The sequence below is a fragment of the Flavobacterium sp. 9R genome (assembly GCF_902506345.1).
Classification (GTDB): domain Bacteria; phylum Bacteroidota; class Bacteroidia; order Flavobacteriales; family Flavobacteriaceae; genus Flavobacterium.
Genome location: NZ_LR733428.1, coordinates 1 through 21,187, shown reverse-complemented (window position 1 = coordinate 21,187; position 21,187 = coordinate 1). Strand labels below are relative to the sequence as shown.

Below are 21,187 nucleotides of genomic sequence, written 5' to 3'. Positions count from 1 at the left end.
AATTAAAAGCCAACCGCTGTATCGTCACCTCTAAAATCAGCTCCACCTTCAAGTTTTTTATTAGGTAAAACCAAAATAGCATCGACTTTGCCAATGACAGGAGTCGTTTTTTCGTTGATGATATAGCCTTTTGTTTTTAGTTTTTCAAAAGTAGTAGTGTCGAATGTTTTTGGTTCAAAAGTAATTATATCAGGCAACCACTGATGATGAAAACGTGGCGCATTTACAGCTTGTTGCATATTCATTTTATATTCGTAAACATTTAGAATCGTTTGCAAAACCGAAGTAATAATAGTAGAACCACCCGGCGAACCTACTACCATAAATAATTGCCCGTTTTTTTCAACGATAGTTGGAGTCATCGAACTTAGCATTCGTTTTCCGGGAGCAATACTGTTGGCTTCGTTTCCAATTAAACCAAACATATTTGGTGTTCCCGGTTTGGCGCTGAAATCATCCATTTCGTTATTGAGGAAAAAACCTAAAGCATCACAATAGTATTTGGAACCATAGCCATCATTTAAGGTTGTGGTCGCAGCCACGGCATTTCCAGCTGCATCCACTATAGAATAATGAGTGGTCTCGGTACTTTCGTTATAGTTCACTTTTCCTTCTTTGATTTCAGAGGACAACGTGGCTTTTTCAAAACTAAAAGTGCTCATTCGTTGTTGTAAATAGTCATCAGCTAACAATGCTTTAATTGGGATTTTAACAAAATCGGGGTCGCCAAGATAGTGACTTCTGTCTGCGTAAGCCCTGCGTTCCGCTTCAACAATTACTTGTATAGATTCTGTTGAGTTGTGTCCCATTTTCGATAAATCAAAGGGAGCAATCATTTTAAAAATTTCAGCCAAACAAATACCACCGCTACTTGGTGGAGGCATAGAGATGATTTTTAAATCTTTGTATTGAAACGACAACGGAGTGCGCCATTTGGCTTCGTATTGTTTTAAATCTTTCATCGTAATGATGCCTCCTTTTTGTTGTAAATACTGCACTAACGTTTTTGCCGTTTGTCCTTTGTAAAATTCATCACGACCATTTTTTGCAATTCGCTTTAGCGTTGCTGCTAGAGCGGGATATTTTATAGTATCTTTTTCTTTAAAAGGTTTTGCAAACAAGGTGTTTGTCCCATTTACTTTTATAATTTCTTCTCGATAATCATTTAATCGGCGCTCTTGTTTGCGCGTAACGACAACTCCTTTTTCTGCCAAAGCAATTACAGGTTTTAGTATTTCTGACATAGGCAGACTTCCCAGTTTTTTATGAACGGCAAAAACACCAGCGATGGTTCCCGGTACGCCAATAGCCAAAGGTGATTCTGTGCTTTTACCTTTAATGACATTACCTTCTTTATCCAAAAACATCGTTTTATGAGCTGCCAAAGGAGCTTTTTCTCTATAATCCAAAGAACCAATTTCGCCATTTGCTTTGCGATACACCATAAATCCACCGCCACCTAAATTCCCTGCATACGGATAAGCAACTGCCAAAGCCAATTCGGTAGCCACCATAGCATCAAAAGCATTGCCGCCTTTTTGCATAATTTCGACGCCTATCTTGGAAGCTTCTTCTCGTGCAGACACCACCATAGCTTTGTTAGCGATTAGACCGGTTTGCGCATCGACATTTTCACTAAAAAAACTACAGAGAATAGAAAGAAAAAGAAATTGAAAAATTTTCATATAGGTAAAAGTTATTTATTAGTTGTCATATATGGTGTCGCCTTTGATTTATCGGTGTTTGTTTTCAACAAACCTGTTGTTAATGGCGATTTCATAATTGTTGCATTTTTATTGTCACTTGTTCTTGTAAGTCTTGGAAAAAGATAGTAAACTCTTCTTCAAATTCAGGATAAAATTCAACCAATTCATTCGAGGAAAACCTCATTTTGGATGCATTTTTGGTTCTATTATCCATTTGTGTCAAAATCCGACCAATCCCTTCTACTGTTTGATAACTCAATAACCAATTGTGCTCTATTAAGTAAGGCATCATTCCTTTGGTTCTTTCGGATAAAATATCGTAATTGTCTCTTAGCGATTGATAAAAAGTTTCGGTATACTCCTCTAAATTTTCATCAGAATAAGTACTCCAATTTTTGGCCAAAAAATGGTCGTAAAACAAATCAACAATGACTCCAGCATAGTGATGGTATTTGGAGTGCAGTCTTTGTGTACTCTTTCTAAAAACAGGATGTGCGTCGGTGTAAGTATCAATGAAGCGATGCAAACGAATGCCCTTTTGTATGGACAAAGGGAAGTGCTCGTACTGTTTTCCACGAATGCCATCGGCCATAAAATTGCCTATTTTGAGTAATTCATCATCACCCGAAAGAAAAATGTGCGCGAGAAAGTTCATTGTTTTGATTTGACTATTTTCAAAGATACAAACTTTAAAAAGCCTCACAATAGAAGCCTCATTTTCCTTAACCAAAAACTTTTCGTTGGAAAGACTATAAGCCCATACAACTTTTTTATATTTGTAGCTATAACCAAATTGTAATAAAATGACATTAATCAAATCAATATCAGGTATTCGAGGAACCATTGGGGGAAAAGTTGGGGACAATTTAACTCCTGTAGATGCAGTAAAATTTGCTTCGGCCTACGGAACTTGGTTAAAAAAACATAGTAATAAAGAAAAAAATACCGTTGTAATTGGTAGAGACGCTCGTATTTCTGGACCTATGATTCACAATTTAGTGGTGAATACTTTATTAGGTTTAGGCATTGATGTAATCGACTTAGGATTGTCCACGACACCTACCGTTGAAGTCGCAGTTCCTATGGAAAAAGCTGATGGTGGAATAATTTTGACCGCGTCACATAATCCAAAACAATGGAATGCCTTGAAGCTTCTTAACGAAAAGGGTGAGTTTTTAAGTGGTGCCGATGGCGAGAAAATATTAGCCATTGCCGAAGCGGAAGCTTTTGATTTTTCTGACGTGGATAGTTTGGGAGAAATCACAATCAATGACGCTTATATGGATATTCATATCGATGAAGTGTTGAACTTACCATTAGTAGATATTGAGGCAGTAAAAGCGGCCAACTTCAAAGTGGTGGTCGATGGTGTAAATTCATCAGGTGGAATCATCGTCCCAAAATTGTTAGAACAAATGGGGGTTGAAGTAGTAAAATTGTACTGCGAACCGAATGGTCATTTTCCTCACAATCCAGAGCCGTTAAAAGAACATTTAACGGATATTTCAGCTTTAGTAGTCGAAGAAAAAGCGCATTTGGGAATCGTCGTAGACCCAGATGTTGATCGTTTGGCGTTCATTAGCGAAGACGGCGAAATGTTTGGCGAAGAGTACACTTTGGTAGCTTGTGCCGATTTTGTGTTGAGCAAAACGCCTGGTAATACGGTTTCTAATATGTCTTCTTCAAGAGCGTTGCGCGATGTAACGGTTGCTCACGGTGGCAGCTACGAAGCGAGTGCAGTGGGAGAGGTGAATGTAGTGGAATTAATGAAAAAAAATAATGCTATTATCGGAGGTGAGGGCAATGGCGGAATCATCTATCCTGAATTGCATTACGGACGCGATAGCTTGGTGGGTGTGGCTTTGTTTTTGACGCATTTGGCCAATAAAAAAATGAAAGTATCAGCCTTGCGTGCTTCGTATCCTGAATATTATATGAGTAAAAACAAAATCGAATTGACACCTCAAATTGATGTGGATGCGATTTTGGTGGCAATGGCCGATAAATATAAATCAGAAAACATCACGACCATTGACGGAGTGAAAATTGATTTTGCCGAAAATTGGGTACACCTAAGAAAATCAAATACAGAGCCAATTATCCGTATTTATACCGAAGCCGCTACGCAACAATTGGCAGACGATTTAGCGTTGCGAATCATTGACGAAATCAAAGCAGTCGCTGGAATCTAAAAACACAAGTTTAGTTTTTAGAACCGAAACAAAAGGCTAATTAGGAAACAAGAATCCCGCTATCCGCTATATCTTTGTTTTTTAAAGAAAAAAAACAAAGGATGCCGCTACTATCGGGGGTAAAAGAGTCACAATTGGCTTTTTTGGTTTCATTTTTTAGCATTCTAAATCAAGAAAAACCTTTTCAGTAGCAGTATTGAAAAGGTTTTTTTATTAGGGTTACTTTTTAATAATTTTAAAGTGCTCTACAGTAGTTCCATAGGAAACGATAACAAAATAAATACCGCTTGTAAGTTCTTTTCCTAAACTGATTTCTTGGTTGGTAAAATACCTGTCGTTTGAGTAACAGATACTTCCTTTTGTATCTAAGATTTTTATTTTAAGCGGAATTGTTTGCTCTGTTTTACAATGAAAAAAGAATTCTTTCTCAAATGGATTAGGATACACCATACTTTTTTTATCTTTCATAAAATCATCAGTATCAAGCGTATTCGTTTCTTTCACTTCAAAAAAATTAAAATTGAGGTCGTTGGTTTTAAAAAGTATTTTAAACAAGACTTCTCCTTTGGGCAACGTAATAGAGGAAACAACCTTATCTCCATAAGTTTGCCAACCACCAGTACTTTCAAAGGTTTCATCATTTTTTACCACTACACCATTTACACTTAAATCAAATTTTACAGCTATAGAAGGCGAGGCTAACCTGAATTTCATATCGTAGAGTCCTTCTTTAGGTACTTCAATCAAATATTCTGTCCAATCTCCTTCATTGATAAAGCAAACATTTTGTCCAGTAGTTCCGTCACTAGTATTTTGTAATCCTGTTCCTTTTCTACGATAATGGGTTTTGGCTGCTATTGTCGCAGGAATAATAGTTTTTTTTGAGGTATACGATGCTGTTGTGTAGGCAATCCCAATGGGTTTCAAAACGCCACTATTCGGACCAAAGAGTTGTCCCTCTTGCATATCGAGCCAGTTATCAGGAACGCGACCTGTGAACCACGAGTAACGATAAATATCGGGGTCGTTTTCAAAACTTTCTACAATCGTTTTCATAAAATCAATCTTTTCTGTACTAGTCTGAATAACTCTGTTCGCAAATTCGGTCACCCATACTGGTCGTAAGTATTTTTTTAATCCATTGGTAACACCAATAACAGAAGCCGCAGTAGCATCATAAGTATGAAAAGCAATGAAATCGACTTTGCAAGTTGGACATAATCTGAAAAATTCGTCGTGCCAAGCAATCGGACTTTGGTATCCGCCATAATTATCTGGGCCATTGTAAGCTGGAGAAGCACTCACAATTTGCAAGTTCTTCGCTTGAGCAATTTTTTCTAATGCAGGCCAAGCTGTAACTGCTTCTTGTGGTGTGAGTCTAGCACCATCATTAAAGTTAGGTTCGTTAAACGCTAACAAATATTGGGTTCCTGTTGGAATAGTGGCGATAAAGGCGTCGGGGTCGTTAATTTTTCCCCAAGCCATCGGTACAAATTTTACTCCTAATGTGTTATATGTACTTATTAATTGTGATTCGGGAGAGGGAGACCAATTATACCACCACGAAATTCCAGACTTCAAAGCGTTCATATCTTCAACCGAATGATGTCCATAAGCGATTCCACGTTTTGGACTTTGGGCATAGACAAGTGCAACTAGCAAATGAAAAAGTAATAAACTGATAAAAAGGATGATTTTATTCATAATAAAAGAATACTTGTGAATTACAGTTAATGATTCTCAAATGTAAATGTTCTCTTTAGATGTACCTTTTACTTTTTCTACTACAAAAACACATCAAAAGTATTTTTTAGAGCAAGATTATTCAGATACACTCTACTATAACTTAAATAAGCAATAATCCTTTTTTATTCTTTAGGTTTAACACTTTTGAAGATAAGTTTTTTTTAAAAAGGAATATATTTGCAATCAAATGAAAGATATAATGACAAATAGCACAAAAGAGACGGCTTTAGAACAGTATTTTCAACAATTTCGCAAAAATATTATCGGAATTGAGCAAGAATTTGAATCTCCATTTGGACAAAAAAAAATTATCTATACTGATTGGACCGCAAGCGGAAGATTGTATCGCCCCATCGAAGAGAAATTGATGAATGCCTTCGGACCTTTTGTTGCTAATACACATACTGAAACTACCGTTTCTGGAACAGCTATGACCAAAGCGTATCATCACGCTAGAAATATCATTAAGCAACACGTTAATGCCAATCAAAATGATGTTTTAATCACAGATGGTACAGGAATGACTGGAGTTGTGAATAAGTTTCAACGTATCTTAGGGATTAAAGTTCCTGAAAACTTAAAAGATTTTGTAGCTATTCCAGCCGAGAAAAAACCAGTAGTTTTTATTTCTCATATGGAGCACCATTCCAATCAAACCTCTTGGTTAGAGACCATCGCTGATGTTGAAGTAATTCCTTCAACCGAAGACGGTCTTTTTTCATTAGAAAATCTAAAAGTATTACTCGAAAAATATAAAGAGCGAACGTTAAAAATTGCTTCAATTACTTCTTGTTCCAATGTTACTGGTATTCGTACGCCATATCACGAGGCTGCAAAAATGATGCATCAGCATAATGGAGTTTGTTTTGTGGATTTTGCTTGCTCAGGTCCTTATGTATCCATTGATATGCATCCTGAAGATGAAGAGGCGTATTTGGATGCTATCTTCTTTTCACCGCACAAATTTTTAGGCGGACCAGGCACTTCGGGGGTATTGGTTTTTAATAAAAAATTGTACAACAATATGGTGCCAGATTGCCCAGGAGGAGGAACCGTTTCGTGGACGAATCCTTGGGGTGAGCATAAATACATCGATAATATTGAGGACAGAGAAGATGGAGGTACGCCTGGCTTCTTGCAAGTGATTAAAACCGCTTTGGCCATTCAGTTAAAAGACGAAATGGGTATTGACAATATTTTGAAACGCGAACACGAAATTGTGGAGTATGTGTTTGATTCACTACAAAATGTTCCAAACATCAAAATTTTAGCTGGACAACATCAAGAGCGATTGGGAGTTATTTCGTTTTTTATAGACGATTTGCATTTTAATTTAGGAGTAAAACTACTCAATGACCGTTTCGGAATTCAAACAAGAGGAGGATGTAGTTGCGCAGGAACTTACGGTCACTTTTTGTTACACGTAGATCAAGAAACGTCTCATAAGTTGGTTAACGAAATCAGTTTAGGAGATTTAATTCGTAAACCGGGGTGGATCAGAATGTCTATTCATCCGACTACAACTTCAGCTGAAATAGAATACGTTTGCAATGCTATTAAATCTTTAGCGGAGAATCATAAAGAATGGGCGTTAGAGTATCGTTATGATTCAGAAACCAATGAATTTATTCATCAAAAAGCAACTTCATTCGAAAATACATTAGTTGAAAAATGGTTTGCTAAGTAGACTTTAAATTATTCTTATAAAAAAAACTCATTACAGTTCGTAATGAGTTTTTTATAGACTAACGCTTGTGTTTCCATCTTTTATGTGTCCACAAATAATATTCTGGTGCATCTAAAATTTGCTGCTCTACCAATTTCAAAAATCGCTCGGTGATTTCAAAATCAGGCACACTTCTCGCATCCGATGAAAGATCAATAAAAGTAGCTTCGTAAAAACCTCTTTTTACTTTTTTTACATCAACAAATAGTACATTCATATCGTAACGCTTGGCAAGCATTTCGGCACCAGTGTGAACAGGAACTTCAACGCCCATAAAAGTGTGCCAATGAAAAGCACGATCCAATTTAGGTGATTGATCACTTACCAAACCATACATACACATTTTTCCGCTCTTTTGATTTTCGCGCATCATTGGTATTGCTTGTTTTGTTTCTGCCAATTCAGCATTAAATTTGGATCTAATATCGCGTACCAATTGGTCAAAATATTTATTGCCAATTTTTTTATAAACACCAATTCCAAAAAAAGAAGTTTGATTATTAAGAGTCATTAACCATTCCCAACTTGCATAATGTGAGGTCAATAACGCAACACTTTTTCCTTTTTTTTCAAATTCTTTAACCAATTCGATATTAGTTATTTTAAAACGTTTATCCATTTCTTCTTTAGAGATAGATAATGTTTTGACCATTTCTAAAAACAAATCACATAAATGATGGTAGAATTTTTTCTCAATAACTAATCGTTCTTCGGTACTCAAATGTGGAAGCGCCAGAGCCAGGTTCTCGCGGACAGTTTTTTTACGATACCCCACAATTCGATAAACGATGATGTGCATAAGATCTGAGAACCAATAAAAAACGCGAAAAGGAAGGATAGAAATAATCCAAAGAATAGGAAAAACTATAATGTAAACCAGAAACTGCATGCTAATTTTTTATGCAAATATAGCCCAAAAAAGGAAACAATTTAATGTTGGCACAACTAGGGTTTAAAAATGTAAGATTACTATCTTTACCATTATATATAAAAAGTTTACTATGAATATGATTTTGCTAGTCCTTATTTTGGCTAATGTGGTAATAAGTTACAAAGGTTGGAATGACCTTTATTTCTTTAGAAAATACGAATTCCATATAGGAAGTATTCGAGCAGGTGAACAAATCCGAATGTTGACTTCTGGTTTTCTACATGTAGATGCTTCTCATCTTATTTTTAACATGCTTACGTTGTATTTTTTCGCCCCAGTAGTAATAGGCTTTTTAGGGACTTTTTCCTTTGTTTTGGTGTATTTTGGAAGTTTGGTTTTTGGAAGTTTACTTACGATGTCTTTTCACAAAAACGACTACAGTTACAGAGCTGTAGGAGCTTCAGGTGCCGTTACAGGGGTGTTGTATTCCGCTATTTTATTGCAACCGGATATGATGTTGGGATTGTTCTTTGTAATTCCAATTCCAGCGTATCTTTTTGGAATATTGTACTTGCTGTATTCTATTTACGGAATGAAAGCTCAAAATGATAATATTGGTCATACGGCACACTTTGGTGGGGCTGTTGGGGGCTATGTGATCACTTTGGTAAAAGAACCGCAGTTATTGGTCGAACACACTTTGATGGTGATTCTTTTGGCGATTCCAATTGTTCTTTTGTTTATTTTAGAAAAAAGAGGAAAATTATAATGGCATTACTTTTGTAATATGCCATAGCAATAAATAATTAATTATAAATTAAATCCCATTCTTATGAAAAAAGTACTTATCCTATTGTTTATCTTTTCAGTGTTTGTTGTTCAAGCTCAAGACATTAAACCAACACCTCAAATTAGTGTGAATGGAGAAGGAAAAGTAAAGGTAACTCCTGATCAAGCAGCAATTGTAATAACTGTAGAAACCAAAGGAGCAAATGCCAAAGATGTTAAGAAAGAAAATGACATAAAAGTAGAGGCGGTTATTAAATTTATAAAAAAAATAAATTTACCTGCAGAAGACTACAAAACTCGTCGAGTGGCGCTAAACCCACAGTACGAATATGAGTCCAAAAAGCGTTCGTATAATGCTAGTCAAACCATTGAAATTTTATTGAAAGATTTGACTAAATATGATGGTTTAATGGAGGGCTTGGTAGATGCAGGAGTTAACCGTATTGATGGTGTTACGTTTCAATCATCAAAATTAGAGCAATATCAAGCTGAAGCTCGAAAATTAGCGATGAAGGATGCCAAAGCTAAAGCTGATGATTTCGTGTCTGTATTGGGACAAAAAGTAGGTAAAGCGTTAATGATATCTGATAATTCTCAAAATTACTATCCATCACCTGCACCAGTGTTTGCAATGAAGACCACTATGAGTGATGCCGCTGAGTCTACGCCAAGAGAAACATTGGCTATTGGAGAAATTGCAATTGTAGTAAATGTGAGTGTGAGTTTTATTTTAGAATAAACCAGAATTTTGTATAAATAAAAAGTCCCGATTTGCATCGGGACTTTTTTTGTGGGGAGAGCAGGATTCGAACCTGCGAAGTTTTCACAGCAGATTTACAGTCTGCCCTCGTTGGCCGCTTGAGTATCTCCCCAAGACTCATAAGCTGTTGCTTATTGTGCTAACCGGGTGCAAATATAAGAACACTTTTGAGTTCTCCAAATAAAAAATACACTTAATTTTTGGATATTTTTTAATGTATTGGTAGTGAATAAAATAAAAAAATCTCCACTAGGGAGATTTTTTTATTTTTTAGTAGTTAGGACTATTTTTTAGCTAAAAGTTCCACTACTTTGGCTTTTAGTGCAGCACCATTTAATCCTTGTGCTACTATATTTCCTGAAGCATCTAGCACAAATGTAGCTGGAATGGCTTCAACTTTATATTGTTTTGCAATCGGTTCATCCCAGAATTTCAAATTTGAAACTTGTGTCCATGTTAACCCATCTTTTGCAATCGCTTCTTTCCAAGCTTTAGCTGATTTGTCTAAGGAAACACCAATGATATTTAATCCTTTTGCGTGTAATTCTTTGTATAAGGCTACCATATTTGGATTTTCTTTGCGGCATGGAGGACACCAAGACGCCCAAAAATCAACTATGGTAACTTTTCCTAAACTTTGTTTTAAGCTAATCACTTTTCCTTGCGGGTTAGGCGCAGAAAAGTCGGCTCTTCATTTTGCTGAACCTGGAGCTGCTGGTGCAGCTGGAGTAGCTCCAACAGTTGGCGCTTTCATTTCAGTCAAACGCGCTTTGATTGCTTTACCTGGTTTAGTGTTTTTTAGAGATTCCTCTAAACTTTCGTATAGTTTCTCTGCTTTTTTAACATCAGTAGATGGGTCATTCAACATTCCTTGAACGATTAATGCACTAATGAATGATTTTGGGTGAGTTTCTGCATAAGAAACATATTTAGTTTTTGATGCAGTACTAACTTCTTGTTGGATCGTCATGAATTCTTTCATCAAGCTGTTGATAACTGCAGTATCTTTTTTAGCTTGAGCATCATTCATTTTTTGAGTGTTAGCTGTTTGAAAATCTACTAATTTCTTTTGAACTTTTGTAATTTCTTCATTGAAAGTAGCATATTCGTCATTATTGTAAGTTCCAGAAATTTTAGATTTTTGAAGGGTATCTTTGTTGATTACGATTTCAATAGATCCGTTTTCTAGGATGAATGGTAATTTTCCTTGAATTCCTTCAACAGTAATTAAATGGAATGCTGGTTCTGTAGCTTTACCTTCGATTTCAAATTTACCATTTTCTACTTTTACAGTATCAATAGCAATTACACCTAGTTTCTCATCTTGACTTTCTAAAATGATAGTTTTTCCATTTTCAATTCCTTTGGCTGTACCAGAAATTGTGTAGGACGTTTTGTTGCATGAAAACAATACAACAGAAGCAGATAATAATAAAATGATTTTTTTCATTTTTGAGTTATGTTATTAGATTTTGTTTGCAAAAGTATTTAAATTTATAAATTACACATACTATTGCGACCTAAATTTTTGTTATAGTCTATTTTTTTTAAGAAACATTTATGAACTCAAAAAAAAAGCACTCAAAATGAGTGCTTTTATAGAATATTTTTGAAAATAATTAATCTTGATTGATGGTTTTTCTCCAAGTGAACGCATTAAGAATGTGTCTTTTGGCAAAACGCCCTGGTGAATCAGCATTGACCATTTTTACGTAAGTTGCTTTTGGTACACTAATGTATTCGTAAACACTTCCGTTAGAGAAATTGATAATCAAACGTCCTTCTACAAATTTGTAGTCAGTAATGGTTGATGTTGCAATAGTCTCAGTATATTCAGGTAAGTTTTGTTTAATTGTCTCTGGATTGATGCTTACTAAGAAATGGTAAGCTTCAATGATTTTTTTACTGTTTTCTTCAGCAGCTTTTAATCCTTCTTCATCGCCTTGAAATTTATCAGGATGCGCGTCTTTCATCGCATTGCGATAAATAGTTTTTAACTCTTTAAGGTCTACGTTTTTGTCTACATTCAGTAGTTTGCGGTATTCAACGATTTTTTTCATAAATAAGGTAACTTATTGTCTTTTAATGTGAAGTAATGAATTAGAATTCAATTTTGACAAATTTTTTGCAAAGGTACACTTTTTTTTATCTTTTTAGTTTCGGACCAAAAAAAAATCAAAAACTAGCTAAAGTTTTTGATTTACAATGTGTTATTGGGAGACTTATTGTTCTGGTTTCATATTGGCTTTATCGAAATTTTTCGATTTTTTGGGATACTTGTCATAACTTTTGTCACTTGGGTTTTCTATAACCGACTTGATTGTGATGACGTCACCTAATTTAAATTGTAAAGCCATTTTATAATCAAGTAAATAAGTACCACAAAAAAAGTTGTTGTCTTCGTCTTGTTCTATTATTCCTGTATATACTCCTTTTTTTAGCATTTTGCTTGGTATTCCTTTTTCCATGATCCTGAAACTTCAAATTTATAAAGGGCAAAGATACACAATAATTATGGCTATTATATTGGTTTTGGTTATTCTGCTTACCTTTGCAGCTATGAAAAACGTTTTTCGACCCGCACCGCAATCTTTTAAAAACACTTTTTGTGTGTTTTACGAGGTTGCTTTGGTGCAAATTGAAGGATTGGTTTTACAATATCATAGTGCCTCGGGGAGTAAGTACTATTATACTCCAGAAGGAATGTATCGTTTGTCGAATCATTGGGGACGATTTGCCAATAGTAAATGGCGTTTGGAACCCTTGGAACCCGCCACTAGCTCTAAATTTAAAGTAGGATTTGCGCGATGGGAGGATTTTTATCCCGATAACGCAGAAGAAAAGCTGTATTACATTGCAGCAGATTACGCTAAGAGAACCGTAAATTATCAGCACAAACAAAATCCTAATTATGATAAAAAAGCGGTGCTTCGAACTAGTTTTGAGACGACAAAAAAGATCAAGCAAATTCGGAATTTGTTCGAATTGACCAATTGGGCGAAGTATTTTGATTATGAAGATATAGACGAATTAAGGAAAAGAATAATTGAGCAAATCATATACACCGAGTGCTCTCTTGAAGAAATAAAACGTAGCATACAATGGGAAGAAATAACGAAAGAAACATAAAGAAACACAACGATAAGTTGCACAAAGCCCAAGATAAGGCCAAGAAAGCAGCTATGGAACGCAAAGAGAAATTGAAAGAAATCGTAAAAAAGTTTAATGAAGACCAAGCGTCTAAAAATGAATAATATGAGCGAGAATCCGTTTGACCAATTGAAAATACAAGTGCAAGAAATCATCGGCTTGATGGCACAAAAACAAAACCGAGAAGCCAATAACAAATTGACCGAAGTAAGTGAAGCTTTGGACGAACTTCTAGACCATTCAGAAGATGATGCCGATTTAATCGAAATAAGTAAATATCAAGTGTTGCTGAATCAGTTGTTTCAAAAAATCAACCCAGAGGATGAACAATAGTGTTTGCCCTTGTGGTTCTGAAATGGTTTTTATGGACTGTTGTCAAAAATACATTTTAGGCTACGAAAGCGCGCCAACTGCTTTGGCATTGATGCAATCACGATATAGCGCTTACGTGGTTAAAAATGCGGACTATTTGATTGCGACTACATACGAAAGTACAAGAAGTCTTTTTTCTAAAGATGAAATTTTACGTTGGGCTAGCGAAAACCAATGGCAACAATTGAAAATCATAGCTTTTGATGCTACAACTGTTGAATTTCAAGCTTTTTTTAGAGGTCCCGATAGCAAAGATTACATCCATCACGAACGCTCTACTTTTGAAAAAGTGAAAGGACATTGGTACTATATAGACGGTGTTTTTTTCGAAACTTAGTTGTTTTTTTGCTAAATTTAGGGGTTACTTTCTAAAACAATTGCCTTATGTTACACTACAGCCGTTTACTTTTTGTTATTGTATTGTTTTTGGGTTGTAAAACTGCCATCAATGCTCCAGTCGATACTTCTTTGAACACAAAACCAACCAAGGCCTATCAGGAGCAAATAGAAAATATGGAGCAAGGAATTTATTTTCGTGCGATGGGGAATGAACCTGAGTGGAGTTTGAAAATTAGTTCAAAACAAATTGAGTTTACTTCTTTATCACCCGATTTTAAGTCATTTACTGCGCCTCATATTGATCCGATAAGAGTAATGGACGCCAATGTGAAAACCTATCGGTTGACAACTTCTAATGGAACGGCAGCCATCACCATTGAGCAGCAAAAATGCGCCAATACAATGTCTGGCCAAGAATTGCCTTATACTGTTCGTGTTGAAATGACGAACAATTCTAATACCTCCAAAATTTTTTCAGGTTGTGGGTATTATGTGATTGATGCTAGGCTACACGATATTTGGGTATTGGAAAAAATGAACGGTGAGAATGTTTCAATAAATAAATTTGCCAAACAATTACCTTATATTGAGATAAACAGCACCAATGGAACGTTTATGGGATATGCTGGATGCAATCGTATGAATGGAACTGTTTTTTTTGAAAAAGGGATTTTACGTTTCACAAATATAAGTACTACTGAAATGGCTTGTGAACCTCAAAATAGAGAGAGTGAGCTGCTACATTCTTTAGAAAGTACTACCACCTATCAGATTGCGAGTATGCGCTTAATACTTACCAATCCTTCTGGAATTGAGTTGGTTTTCAAGAAAGTAGATTAATTCTACACTCTTGCTTTTCCCTTTTAACTAAAAATTAATAAACGTTAGACCAGCCACCGTAACAAAATACTGTACTTTTAAAATTCTAAAGCATCGTTTCAAAATGGTATTGGCTTTACTGCTTACCAAAAAGCGATTTGCTGCTCTTTAGCCCCGGCAGTAGCGGCATCCTTTTTCTTTTATCTTTAAAAAGAAAAAGATATAGCGGATGACGGGACGATGCTGGCTAAAAAGCCCATTGTTACTGCTCCTAAATTAGGATGTAGTCATAGTTAAAAGTAAAAATTCATAATCCAATTTTGTTGTTTGCAATGAAAAACCAAAACCGTGCTGGATTTTATTTTAAGACCTACGAAGCGCCATTTCAGTCGCCGTTTGATCGTTTGTTCCCTATTTTTAAAGAATTAATTACGCATACTTCGGGCGATTTTGACGAAGCGATTGCTTGGTTACGCGAATTGGACAAGGAGTATAAATTGACCGATGCTAGTTATACTATCGATGATTTTATTGAGGATTTAAAGAAAAAAGGGTACATCCGTGAGGAATTGAAAGACGACGGCACCACTGGAACGGGTATTACAGCCAAAACCGAACGCGCTATTCGTCAGCAAGCGTTGGATACCATTTTTGGTACTATGAAACGCTCGGGAAATGGCAATCACAAAACGAAACACAGTGGCAATGGGGATGAACATACAGGTGAGTTTCGAGAGTTTCATTTTGGAGATAGTTTGGAACGTATTTCGCTGACTGAAAGTTTGCGCAATGCCCAAATCAATAATGGGGTTACCGATTTTAAACTTACAGAAAACGATTTGGTTGTCGAGGACACCCAATACAAAGCCCAAATGAGTACGGTTTTGATGATTGACATTAGCCATAGTATGATTTTGTACGGCGAAGACCGCATCACGCCTGCCAAAAAAGTAGCGATGGCTTTGGCTGAATTGATTACTACTAGGTACCCAAAAGATACTTTGGATATTTTGGTTTTTGGAAATGATGCTTGGACAATTGCGATTAAGGATTTACCTTATATAAAAGTCGGACCTTATCATACTAATACTGTTGCTGGTTTGCAATTGGCAATGGATTTACTCCGAAGAAAACGCAACACCAACAAGCAAATTTTTATGATTACCGACGGGAAACCAAGTTGTGTACGGGAGAAAGATGGCTCGTATTATATGAATAGTAATGGCTTAGACCAATACATTGTTGACAAATGCTATACTCAGGCGCAACAAGCCAGAAAATTACACATTCCTATCACCACTTTTATGATAGCGAATGATCCGTATTTGCAAAAATTCGTGACTTATTTTACCGAAGCCAATCAAGGAAAAGCCTTTTATACGGGTTTGAAAGGATTGGGTGAAATGATTTTTGAGGATTATGAAGCGAATCGAAAGAAGCGGATTAGGTAATTGTCGGTTATCAGTTATCGGTTATGGGTTATCGTTTAGGGTTTAATAGAGCAAGCATAAATTAAGATCAAAATAAAAATACCATCAATGAAGGATATAACAACTTTAGGCGCATTAAAACAATCGGGTTATCAGCCAAGAACGATTAAAGAAGAATTGCGCGATAATTTGAGGAAGAAATTGCAAGCAGGTATTCCGACTTTTGAAGGGGTACACGGATTTGAAAATTCGGTGATTCCAGAGTTGGAGCGCGCTATTTTGTCGAAGCACAATATCAATTTGCTAGGACTTCGCGGGCAAGCAAAAACGCGTTTGGCTAGAAAAATGGTAGAATTATTGGACGAATACATTCCATTTGTGGCGGGTTCTGAGATTAATGATGATCCTTTCCGCCCAATCTCTCGTTACGCCAAGGATTTGATTGCCGAGTTAGGCGATGCAACGCCCATAGATTGGTTACCTAGAAGTGAGCGTTTTTATGAAAAATTAGCTACGCCAGATGTAACAGTAGCCGATTTAATTGGTGACGTCGATCCTATTAAGGCGGCGAATCTAAAATTGTCGTATGCTGATGATCGTGTGATTCATTTTGGGATGATTCCAAGAGCGAATCGCTGTATTTTCGTCATCAATGAATTGCCCGATTTACAAGCTAGAATTCAAGTGGCGTTGTTTAATATTTTGCAAGAAGGTGATATTCAAATTCGAGGCTATAAGTTAAGAATGGCTTTGGATATGCAGTTTGTTTTTACCGCCAATCCAGAAGATTATACCAATCGTGGGAGTATTGTTACGCCATTGAAAGACCGAATTGGTTCTCAAATTTTAACCCATTACCCAGAAACTATTGCTATTGCTCGCACCATTACGCAGCAAGAAGCCAAGTTAGAAAGCAGTCAAACTGATGTGGTATATGTGCCTGCTTTGGCCAAAGATTTGTTGGAACAAATTAGTTTTGAAGCGCGAGATAGCGATTTTATTGATCCAAAAAGTGGCGTGAGTGCTAGAATGAGCATCACTGCCTACGAAAATCTGATTAGTACGGCTGAGCGTCGTGCTTTAAAAGCAGGAGAAAGCACTACAGCAGTGCGTTTGTCTGATTTTATGGGTGTGATTCCTGCCATAACCGGAAAAGTAGAATTGGTGTACGAAGGTGAGCAAGAGGGCGCTGCGGTGGTAGCCCAACATTTAATCAATGATGCGATTCGTACGTTTTTCCCGGGCTATTTTCCTAAGATTGAAAAATTGGAAAAACAAGGAGAAAAAACAGCTTATACCGATACTTTAGAATGGTTTTTTGCCGAAAGTGGTTTCGAATTATTGGATGATGCTACTAATGCTGAATATCAAACTATTTTGAATAGTGTTACACCACTAGAAGTCATCATCAAAAAATACCAACCACAATTGCCCAAGGAGGATTATTATTTTATGAAAGAATTCTTATTGTGGGGTTTGGCTTCCTATAAAAAGTTGAGCAAAGATCGATTTTCGGAAGGGTATCAGTTTAAGGATCCGTTTGGGAGTTACATCAGTAAATTATAATTTGGAAAGGGTTTAGATTAAAGCTAAACCCTTTTTTTTATTGCAGTTTTTCGTTTTTGTAGCGCAGTTTGATTTTAAACGGAGCATTGCCTTCTTCAATGGCTTGTAGATGCAATGTGATTCCTTTTTTTCTATTCTCCCTTATTGTTTTTTTATTGGATATTTCTTTGTCTTTTGCAGGGTCTCTCAAATGAACATCGAGTTGCATATTAGAATTTCCATAAAAGCCATAAGAACCCGCTAGGTCTAAATTGAGAACGGATGTGTTTATTGGAGTGGGTGCGAGGTTGGCAAAACCATTTTTAAAAACAATATTGATCGCAAGAGGATCAATGGTTACGCGATCAAAATTCCGAAAAGGGAAGGCATATTTTCCAATTCTTCGCAAAGGTTCAAATTGGTTCAAAGCGCCATTAATCAAGTTAAGTTTTAAATTTCCGGTTAGAGAACGTTTTACTATAGTAATGTTATTATCAAAGTAGCCATCCAAAACACCCGAAACAGAAATTAAACCCGAAACGGATGTTGGAGTAAGTGCTTTGGAACCAAAATTATCAAAAGCCCTCAATAGTTCTGCACTATTTACTTTACTTGCGTTAAGTTTTATGTTGAAGTGGTTGTTTTTTTTCTGTTGCGAAACCATTCCATTTACCATTAATGAACCACCACCAAATTGCAAAGAAGCCTCTTTTAATATGGTGCGATCGGGAACTACATTAATTTGTGCTATCGCATTTCGAGCCCTGAATTTTTTATAAACAATGTTTTCGGCTTTTAAACGAACTGTTGCATTGGATTGGTGTAAGATATTGATAAAGTTAGGCGTAATTGTAGTCGATTTTTTTATGCTTGCCGTTTTTCCACTTACAAAACTGAAGTCTTGTAGGTCAATTGTTTTAGCTTGAATATCCCAATTTACCACAATTTTTTCTGGAGTGTCATAGTAAAAATTTAAAAAATTAGCAGATTCACCTTTCATTTTCAAGGAGCTATTTCGGGTGTTCAACACGATTTGATTGACTTTTAATTCTTTTGAAGTAAAGGACAAATCAATCTTGCTATTGTTAAATTTTTTCTTGGAATCTACGTGTGTACCACTTGCGTTTTGAATCACAACTGAACCAATAAGTAACGGTTTTTGCATTTCTAAATTCACCACATCAGCTTTAAAAGCAAGACGCAAATCGGCTTGACCGCTTCCAAAGGTTACCGTTTGTTTCACTATCGTTTGATTCAGTTGTTCCATATTGAAACGGCTTACAAATGCGCCAGAAGCGATGGGTTTTTTCAAATCCAAAATCATCATATTTTTGGTAGTAAACGGAATCGTATGGACTTTTCCCCGAAAATCATCAAGCAGAATAGCTGAATTTTCATCGCTTACGCCTTTGTTCTTTTGGTATTCGTTGGTAAAAACGCCTTTAAAAGTACAGTCGGTTACTTGATGGTCAAAGTAGCTCAGTTCATTGTCCTTGAAGATTGCTTCTACTCGAATGTTGGGGTCACCTTCTTTGTTCAAATCACCATTAATAGTGCATTGTACGCCAAATGGATTCTTAAAATCAAAGGGTTTGAGTTTGCTGCTAATGTTGTCAGACAGCAGTTTATAAGCCGCTTGCCAGCGAATTTCTGGATTGGTAATTGCAATAGAAAAGGAACTGTTGGTCTTGCTAATCCCAAAATACGACTGAATTTGAAAAACGTCTTCTCCAATAGACAAAGCTGCGGTGTTAATGGCAATTGAGCCTTTGCTTTCGGAATATTTTGCTTGTAAAGCTCCTTGAATGACTTTGTTTTTGGCAAAACTTCCGTGTTGAGTATTAAATGTCAAACTTTTTACTAAGGTGTTTAACGCAATATCAGCTTCCCAACCTTCTGAAGTAGTCTGTTTTTCTATCCGAAGTTTTTCGATAACAAAATCAAATTTTTTATGCTTGTATTGGTTGTCAGAAACAAAGGAAACATTATTGAATTTTAAATGATTCAAATCCAATGACAAAGAACTTGAACTTGTTGTATCGGTTTTTGGAGCACTTGAAAAAACAGCTGTGTTGCTATAGCCGTTGGCGTCTACAAACAACTGAATTTCGGCATCATTGATGGACAGATGGTCAAGTTTTATTTTCTTTACAAAAATGGCCCAAGGTTGAATATAGGCATAAATCGAAGGCGCCTTTAGCAATGTTTTTTTATGTTGTGCCCATAAACTGTCTTTTATGCTGACTTTTTTTATGGCAATGGTCACGTTGGGAAATCCACGAAAAAAGAGCACTTCTAGGTCGCCAATTTTCACCTCGCCTTTACAATTTTTATTGGCAATTTCTCTAAATTCTTGTAACAGTTTGTCGTGATGCGTGCCCACATACCAGCCCAAAATGCCGTATATACTCATCAAAACCAACACGATGATTAGGAAAAATTTACCAATTTTTTTACCCAAGGACAACCATTTTTTAGTCATAAATGAAGGTTTTATGCGGTTACAAGTCGTTCATTTTTAATCAAATATAAAAAACAAAACCCATTTAAGGAAGTAAAGCGCAAACTATGCCCTTCTTTGCAGAAAGAAAACCCCCTCAGAATTTGTATTTTTGGGCAATAAACTCATCCTTATGTTCTTTTTAATTCTAAGTATCGTTTGTAGTGTTACCGTGGGCGTACTTTTCAAGTGGTTCAGAAACCACCCAGCGTTTAACAGTAAAGCCATCATTGCGACCAATTATGCGATTGCCTTGTTGCTGTGTTACTTTTGTTTTCCGCCTGAATTTAGTACGCTAGTTGAGCAAGCGCCTTGGCCTTTGTATCTCGCTCTCGGACTCTTGTTGCCGAGTGTTTTTTTATTGCTTTCACAATCCATTCAGCATATAGGTATTGTCAAAACCGATGCAGCTCAGCGCCTATCGTTGTTTATTCCGCTACTTGCTTCTTGGTTGCTTTTTGGGGAGCAATTCAGCACACTCAAAGTATTGGCTTTCGGGGTAGGATTTCCAGCCTTGCTGCTTATTTTATCTAAGCCTACCGCCAATAGCAATTCCAATTGGGGCTATCCTGCTATGGTGTTGCTGGGTTTTGGAGTCATCGATATTTTGTTCAAACAAATCGCCTTGCAAACCCAACTGCCTTTTACCACCTCACTTTTGGTCATTTTTGCGCTGGCTTTGGTGATTATGAGTGGAGTAGTGGGCTACGAAATTTTTATCCAACGCCAAAAAATCTCGGGTATCAATGCCCTTTGGGGAATAGCAGTAGGCGTTTTCAATTTTGGAAACATCTATTTTTACCTCAAGGCGCACCAAGCTTTTTCCGAAAATCCATCTACTGTTTTTGCAGGTATGAATATGGGCGTCATCGTGTTGGGCAGTCTCATTGGCGTATTGGTTTTTAAAGAAAAACTTTCCAAGAAGAACTATTTGGGTGTTTTATTGTCCTTATTAGCCATTATCCTCCTCACGTATGCACAATTGAAGGCATAATATTTTGTAGGAGCACCACTTCCTTGTGCACCACACGACTTGTCCCGCTTTCCGCTACAATCTTTTTTTAGACCTGACAGGTTTCTAAAACCTGTCAGGTCTAAAAAAAGGATTTCCACTGCAATCCTTTAGATTTGCTAAATAAATTTAAATTACTTTTAATCAACAACCAAACTGACAAAGTGAACCTTCTCTTCGATCAAAGTTAGCTACTTATGCCCCGATTAGGACTTTGTCAGTTTTATTGA

The 21,187-nt window shown here is 36.3% G+C and carries 20 protein-coding genes, 1 tRNA gene and 1 pseudogene; 12 read left to right on the top strand and 10 right to left on the bottom strand.

Annotation, left to right across the window (positions count from 1 at the left end; translation table 11 throughout):
• Positions 1-2: 2 nt before the first annotated feature.
• Together ggt and FLAVO9AF_RS15450 are read right to left on the bottom strand one after the other, a co-directional pair.
• Entirely contained in the window at positions 3-1,685 is a 1,683-nt protein-coding gene (ggt, locus tag FLAVO9AF_RS15455) for a gamma-glutamyltransferase (RefSeq protein ID WP_159691369.1), read from the bottom strand.
• A gap of 91 nt (positions 1,686-1,776) precedes the next feature.
• Positions 1,777-2,361, bottom strand: coding sequence for an ACP phosphodiesterase (locus FLAVO9AF_RS15450; protein WP_159691366.1), 585 nt, complete (start codon positions 2,359-2,361; stop codon positions 1,777-1,779).
• A 148-nt stretch (positions 2,362-2,509) separates the two neighbouring features.
• Between FLAVO9AF_RS15450 and glmM the strand changes: the two genes are divergently transcribed.
• Entirely contained in the window at positions 2,510-3,898 is a 1,389-nt protein-coding gene (gene glmM / locus FLAVO9AF_RS15445; RefSeq protein ID WP_159691363.1) for a phosphoglucosamine mutase, read from the top strand.
• A 219-nt stretch (positions 3,899-4,117) separates the two neighbouring features.
• On the opposite strand, the gene FLAVO9AF_RS15440 is transcribed toward glmM, so the two are convergent.
• Positions 4,118-5,602 carry a glycosyl hydrolase gene (locus FLAVO9AF_RS15440; RefSeq protein WP_159691360.1) on the bottom strand — a complete coding sequence of 495 codons (1,485 nt, stop codon included), beginning with the start codon at positions 5,600-5,602 and terminating at the stop codon, positions 4,118-4,120.
• Positions 5,603-5,843: 241 nt separating this feature from the next.
• On the opposite strand from FLAVO9AF_RS15440, the gene FLAVO9AF_RS15435 reads away from it, so the two are divergent.
• Positions 5,844-7,331: an aminotransferase class V-fold PLP-dependent enzyme gene (locus FLAVO9AF_RS15435; RefSeq protein WP_159691357.1), complete on the top strand. Its 1,488-nt coding sequence runs from the start codon at positions 5,844-5,846 to the stop codon at positions 7,329-7,331.
• Positions 7,332-7,389: 58 nt separating this feature from the next.
• On the opposite strand, the gene FLAVO9AF_RS15430 is transcribed toward FLAVO9AF_RS15435, so the two are convergent.
• On the bottom strand, positions 7,390-8,259 hold the full coding sequence (locus FLAVO9AF_RS15430) for a lysophospholipid acyltransferase family protein (protein ID WP_159691354.1): 870 nt from the start codon (positions 8,257-8,259) through the stop codon (positions 7,390-7,392).
• A 112-nt stretch (positions 8,260-8,371) separates the two neighbouring features.
• Here FLAVO9AF_RS15430 and FLAVO9AF_RS15425 point away from each other — a divergent pair, with 112 nt between their 5' ends.
• Both FLAVO9AF_RS15425 and FLAVO9AF_RS15420 read left to right on the top strand, forming a co-directional pair.
• Positions 8,372-9,010: a rhomboid family intramembrane serine protease gene (locus tag FLAVO9AF_RS15425; RefSeq protein ID WP_159691351.1), complete on the top strand. Its 639-nt coding sequence runs from the start codon at positions 8,372-8,374 to the stop codon at positions 9,008-9,010.
• Between the two features lie 63 nt (positions 9,011-9,073).
• Complete coding sequence (locus FLAVO9AF_RS15420; RefSeq protein WP_159691348.1) at positions 9,074-9,769, top strand: SIMPL domain-containing protein; 696 nt, start codon at positions 9,074-9,076, stop codon at positions 9,767-9,769.
• A 52-nt stretch (positions 9,770-9,821) separates the two neighbouring features.
• Here FLAVO9AF_RS15420 and FLAVO9AF_RS15415 read toward each other — a convergent pair.
• The 5 genes and pseudogenes from FLAVO9AF_RS15415 to FLAVO9AF_RS15395 form a co-directional block, all read right to left on the bottom strand.
• Positions 9,822-9,902: transfer RNA gene (locus FLAVO9AF_RS15415), tRNA-Tyr, on the bottom strand.
• A gap of 171 nt (positions 9,903-10,073) precedes the next feature.
• Positions 10,074-10,463, bottom strand: a pseudogene (locus tag FLAVO9AF_RS15410) (peroxiredoxin family protein); the annotation flags it as partial.
• 18 nt (positions 10,464-10,481) lie between these two features.
• The gene (locus FLAVO9AF_RS15405) at positions 10,482-11,240 is read right to left on the bottom strand and encodes a DUF4369 domain-containing protein (RefSeq protein ID WP_159691342.1); all 759 of its coding nucleotides are present in this window, start codon (positions 11,238-11,240) and stop codon (positions 10,482-10,484) included.
• Positions 11,241-11,409: 169 nt separating this feature from the next.
• On the bottom strand, positions 11,410-11,850 hold the full coding sequence (locus FLAVO9AF_RS15400; protein ID WP_064714805.1) for a KTSC domain-containing protein: 441 nt from the start codon (positions 11,848-11,850) through the stop codon (positions 11,410-11,412).
• 162 nt (positions 11,851-12,012) lie between these two features.
• Complete coding sequence (locus FLAVO9AF_RS15395) at positions 12,013-12,258, bottom strand: hypothetical protein (RefSeq protein ID WP_159691339.1); 246 nt, start codon at positions 12,256-12,258, stop codon at positions 12,013-12,015.
• A gap of 91 nt (positions 12,259-12,349) precedes the next feature.
• On the opposite strand from FLAVO9AF_RS15395, the gene FLAVO9AF_RS15390 reads away from it, so the two are divergent.
• The 7 genes from FLAVO9AF_RS15390 (at position 12,350) to FLAVO9AF_RS15360 (ending at position 17,466) form a co-directional block, all read left to right on the top strand.
• Positions 12,350-12,919 (top strand): hypothetical protein, encoded by a 570-nt coding sequence (locus FLAVO9AF_RS15390; RefSeq protein WP_159691489.1) that lies wholly within the window; start codon positions 12,350-12,352, stop codon positions 12,917-12,919.
• Positions 12,892-13,044 carry a hypothetical protein gene (locus tag FLAVO9AF_RS15385; protein ID WP_201296314.1) on the top strand — a complete coding sequence of 51 codons (153 nt, stop codon included), beginning with the start codon at positions 12,892-12,894 and terminating at the stop codon, positions 13,042-13,044. The genes FLAVO9AF_RS15390 and FLAVO9AF_RS15385 overlap by 28 nt, the downstream gene beginning before the upstream one ends.
• Positions 13,037-13,273 (top strand): hypothetical protein, encoded by a 237-nt coding sequence (locus FLAVO9AF_RS15380; RefSeq protein WP_236552346.1) that lies wholly within the window; start codon positions 13,037-13,039, stop codon positions 13,271-13,273. The genes FLAVO9AF_RS15385 and FLAVO9AF_RS15380 overlap by 8 nt, the downstream gene beginning before the upstream one ends.
• Complete coding sequence (locus tag FLAVO9AF_RS15375) at positions 13,263-13,649, top strand: YchJ family protein (RefSeq protein ID WP_159691336.1); 387 nt, start codon at positions 13,263-13,265, stop codon at positions 13,647-13,649. The genes FLAVO9AF_RS15380 and FLAVO9AF_RS15375 overlap by 11 nt, the downstream gene beginning before the upstream one ends.
• A gap of 47 nt (positions 13,650-13,696) precedes the next feature.
• The gene (locus tag FLAVO9AF_RS15370) at positions 13,697-14,491 is read left to right on the top strand and encodes an META domain-containing protein (RefSeq protein ID WP_159691333.1); all 795 of its coding nucleotides are present in this window, start codon (positions 13,697-13,699) and stop codon (positions 14,489-14,491) included.
• A gap of 311 nt (positions 14,492-14,802) precedes the next feature.
• Complete coding sequence (locus tag FLAVO9AF_RS15365; RefSeq protein WP_159691330.1) at positions 14,803-15,921, top strand: VWA domain-containing protein; 1,119 nt, start codon at positions 14,803-14,805, stop codon at positions 15,919-15,921.
• An 87-nt stretch (positions 15,922-16,008) separates the two neighbouring features.
• Positions 16,009-17,466 (top strand): magnesium chelatase, encoded by a 1,458-nt coding sequence (locus FLAVO9AF_RS15360; protein ID WP_159691327.1) that lies wholly within the window; start codon positions 16,009-16,011, stop codon positions 17,464-17,466.
• Between the two features lie 37 nt (positions 17,467-17,503).
• Here the strand turns inward: FLAVO9AF_RS15360 and FLAVO9AF_RS15355 are convergent, their stop codons facing one another.
• Complete coding sequence (locus FLAVO9AF_RS15355; RefSeq protein WP_159691324.1) at positions 17,504-19,927, bottom strand: AsmA-like C-terminal region-containing protein; 2,424 nt, start codon at positions 19,925-19,927, stop codon at positions 17,504-17,506.
• A gap of 151 nt (positions 19,928-20,078) precedes the next feature.
• On the opposite strand from FLAVO9AF_RS15355, the gene FLAVO9AF_RS15350 reads away from it, so the two are divergent.
• Entirely contained in the window at positions 20,079-20,939 is an 861-nt protein-coding gene (locus FLAVO9AF_RS15350; protein ID WP_159691321.1) for an EamA family transporter, read from the top strand.
• Positions 20,940-21,187 lie beyond the last annotated feature (248 nt).

Bases quoted from the DNA above. Each gene is read 5' to 3' on its own strand.
- ggt (WP_159691369.1), bottom strand. From the start codon at position 1,685: ATGAAAATTTTTCAATTTCTTTTTCTTTCTATTCTCTGTAGTTTTTTT.
- FLAVO9AF_RS15450 (WP_159691366.1), bottom strand. From the start codon at position 2,361: ATGAACTTTCTCGCGCACATTTTTCTTTCGGGTGATGATGAATTACTC.
- glmM (WP_159691363.1), top strand. From the start codon at position 2,510: ATGACATTAATCAAATCAATATCAGGTATTCGAGGAACCATTGGGGGA.
- FLAVO9AF_RS15440 (WP_159691360.1), bottom strand. From the start codon at position 5,602: ATGAATAAAATCATCCTTTTTATCAGTTTATTACTTTTTCATTTGCTA.
- FLAVO9AF_RS15435 (WP_159691357.1), top strand. From the start codon at position 5,844: ATGACAAATAGCACAAAAGAGACGGCTTTAGAACAGTATTTTCAACAA.
- FLAVO9AF_RS15430 (WP_159691354.1), bottom strand. From the start codon at position 8,259: ATGCAGTTTCTGGTTTACATTATAGTTTTTCCTATTCTTTGGATTATT.
- FLAVO9AF_RS15425 (WP_159691351.1), top strand. From the start codon at position 8,372: ATGAATATGATTTTGCTAGTCCTTATTTTGGCTAATGTGGTAATAAGT.
- FLAVO9AF_RS15420 (WP_159691348.1), top strand. From the start codon at position 9,074: ATGAAAAAAGTACTTATCCTATTGTTTATCTTTTCAGTGTTTGTTGTT.
- FLAVO9AF_RS15405 (WP_159691342.1), bottom strand. From the start codon at position 11,240: ATGAAAAAAATCATTTTATTATTATCTGCTTCTGTTGTATTGTTTTCA.
- FLAVO9AF_RS15400 (WP_064714805.1), bottom strand. From the start codon at position 11,850: ATGAAAAAAATCGTTGAATACCGCAAACTACTGAATGTAGACAAAAAC.
- FLAVO9AF_RS15395 (WP_159691339.1), bottom strand. From the start codon at position 12,258: ATGGAAAAAGGAATACCAAGCAAAATGCTAAAAAAAGGAGTATATACA.
- FLAVO9AF_RS15390 (WP_159691489.1), top strand. From the start codon at position 12,350: ATGAAAAACGTTTTTCGACCCGCACCGCAATCTTTTAAAAACACTTTT.
- FLAVO9AF_RS15385 (WP_201296314.1), top strand. From the start codon at position 12,892: ATGGGAAGAAATAACGAAAGAAACATAAAGAAACACAACGATAAGTTG.
- FLAVO9AF_RS15380 (WP_236552346.1), top strand. From the start codon at position 13,037: ATGAATAATATGAGCGAGAATCCGTTTGACCAATTGAAAATACAAGTG.
- FLAVO9AF_RS15375 (WP_159691336.1), top strand. From the start codon at position 13,263: ATGAACAATAGTGTTTGCCCTTGTGGTTCTGAAATGGTTTTTATGGAC.
- FLAVO9AF_RS15370 (WP_159691333.1), top strand. From the start codon at position 13,697: ATGTTACACTACAGCCGTTTACTTTTTGTTATTGTATTGTTTTTGGGT.
- FLAVO9AF_RS15365 (WP_159691330.1), top strand. From the start codon at position 14,803: ATGAAAAACCAAAACCGTGCTGGATTTTATTTTAAGACCTACGAAGCG.
- FLAVO9AF_RS15360 (WP_159691327.1), top strand. From the start codon at position 16,009: ATGAAGGATATAACAACTTTAGGCGCATTAAAACAATCGGGTTATCAG.
- FLAVO9AF_RS15355 (WP_159691324.1), bottom strand. From the start codon at position 19,927: ATGACTAAAAAATGGTTGTCCTTGGGTAAAAAAATTGGTAAATTTTTC.
- FLAVO9AF_RS15350 (WP_159691321.1), top strand. From the start codon at position 20,079: ATGTTCTTTTTAATTCTAAGTATCGTTTGTAGTGTTACCGTGGGCGTA.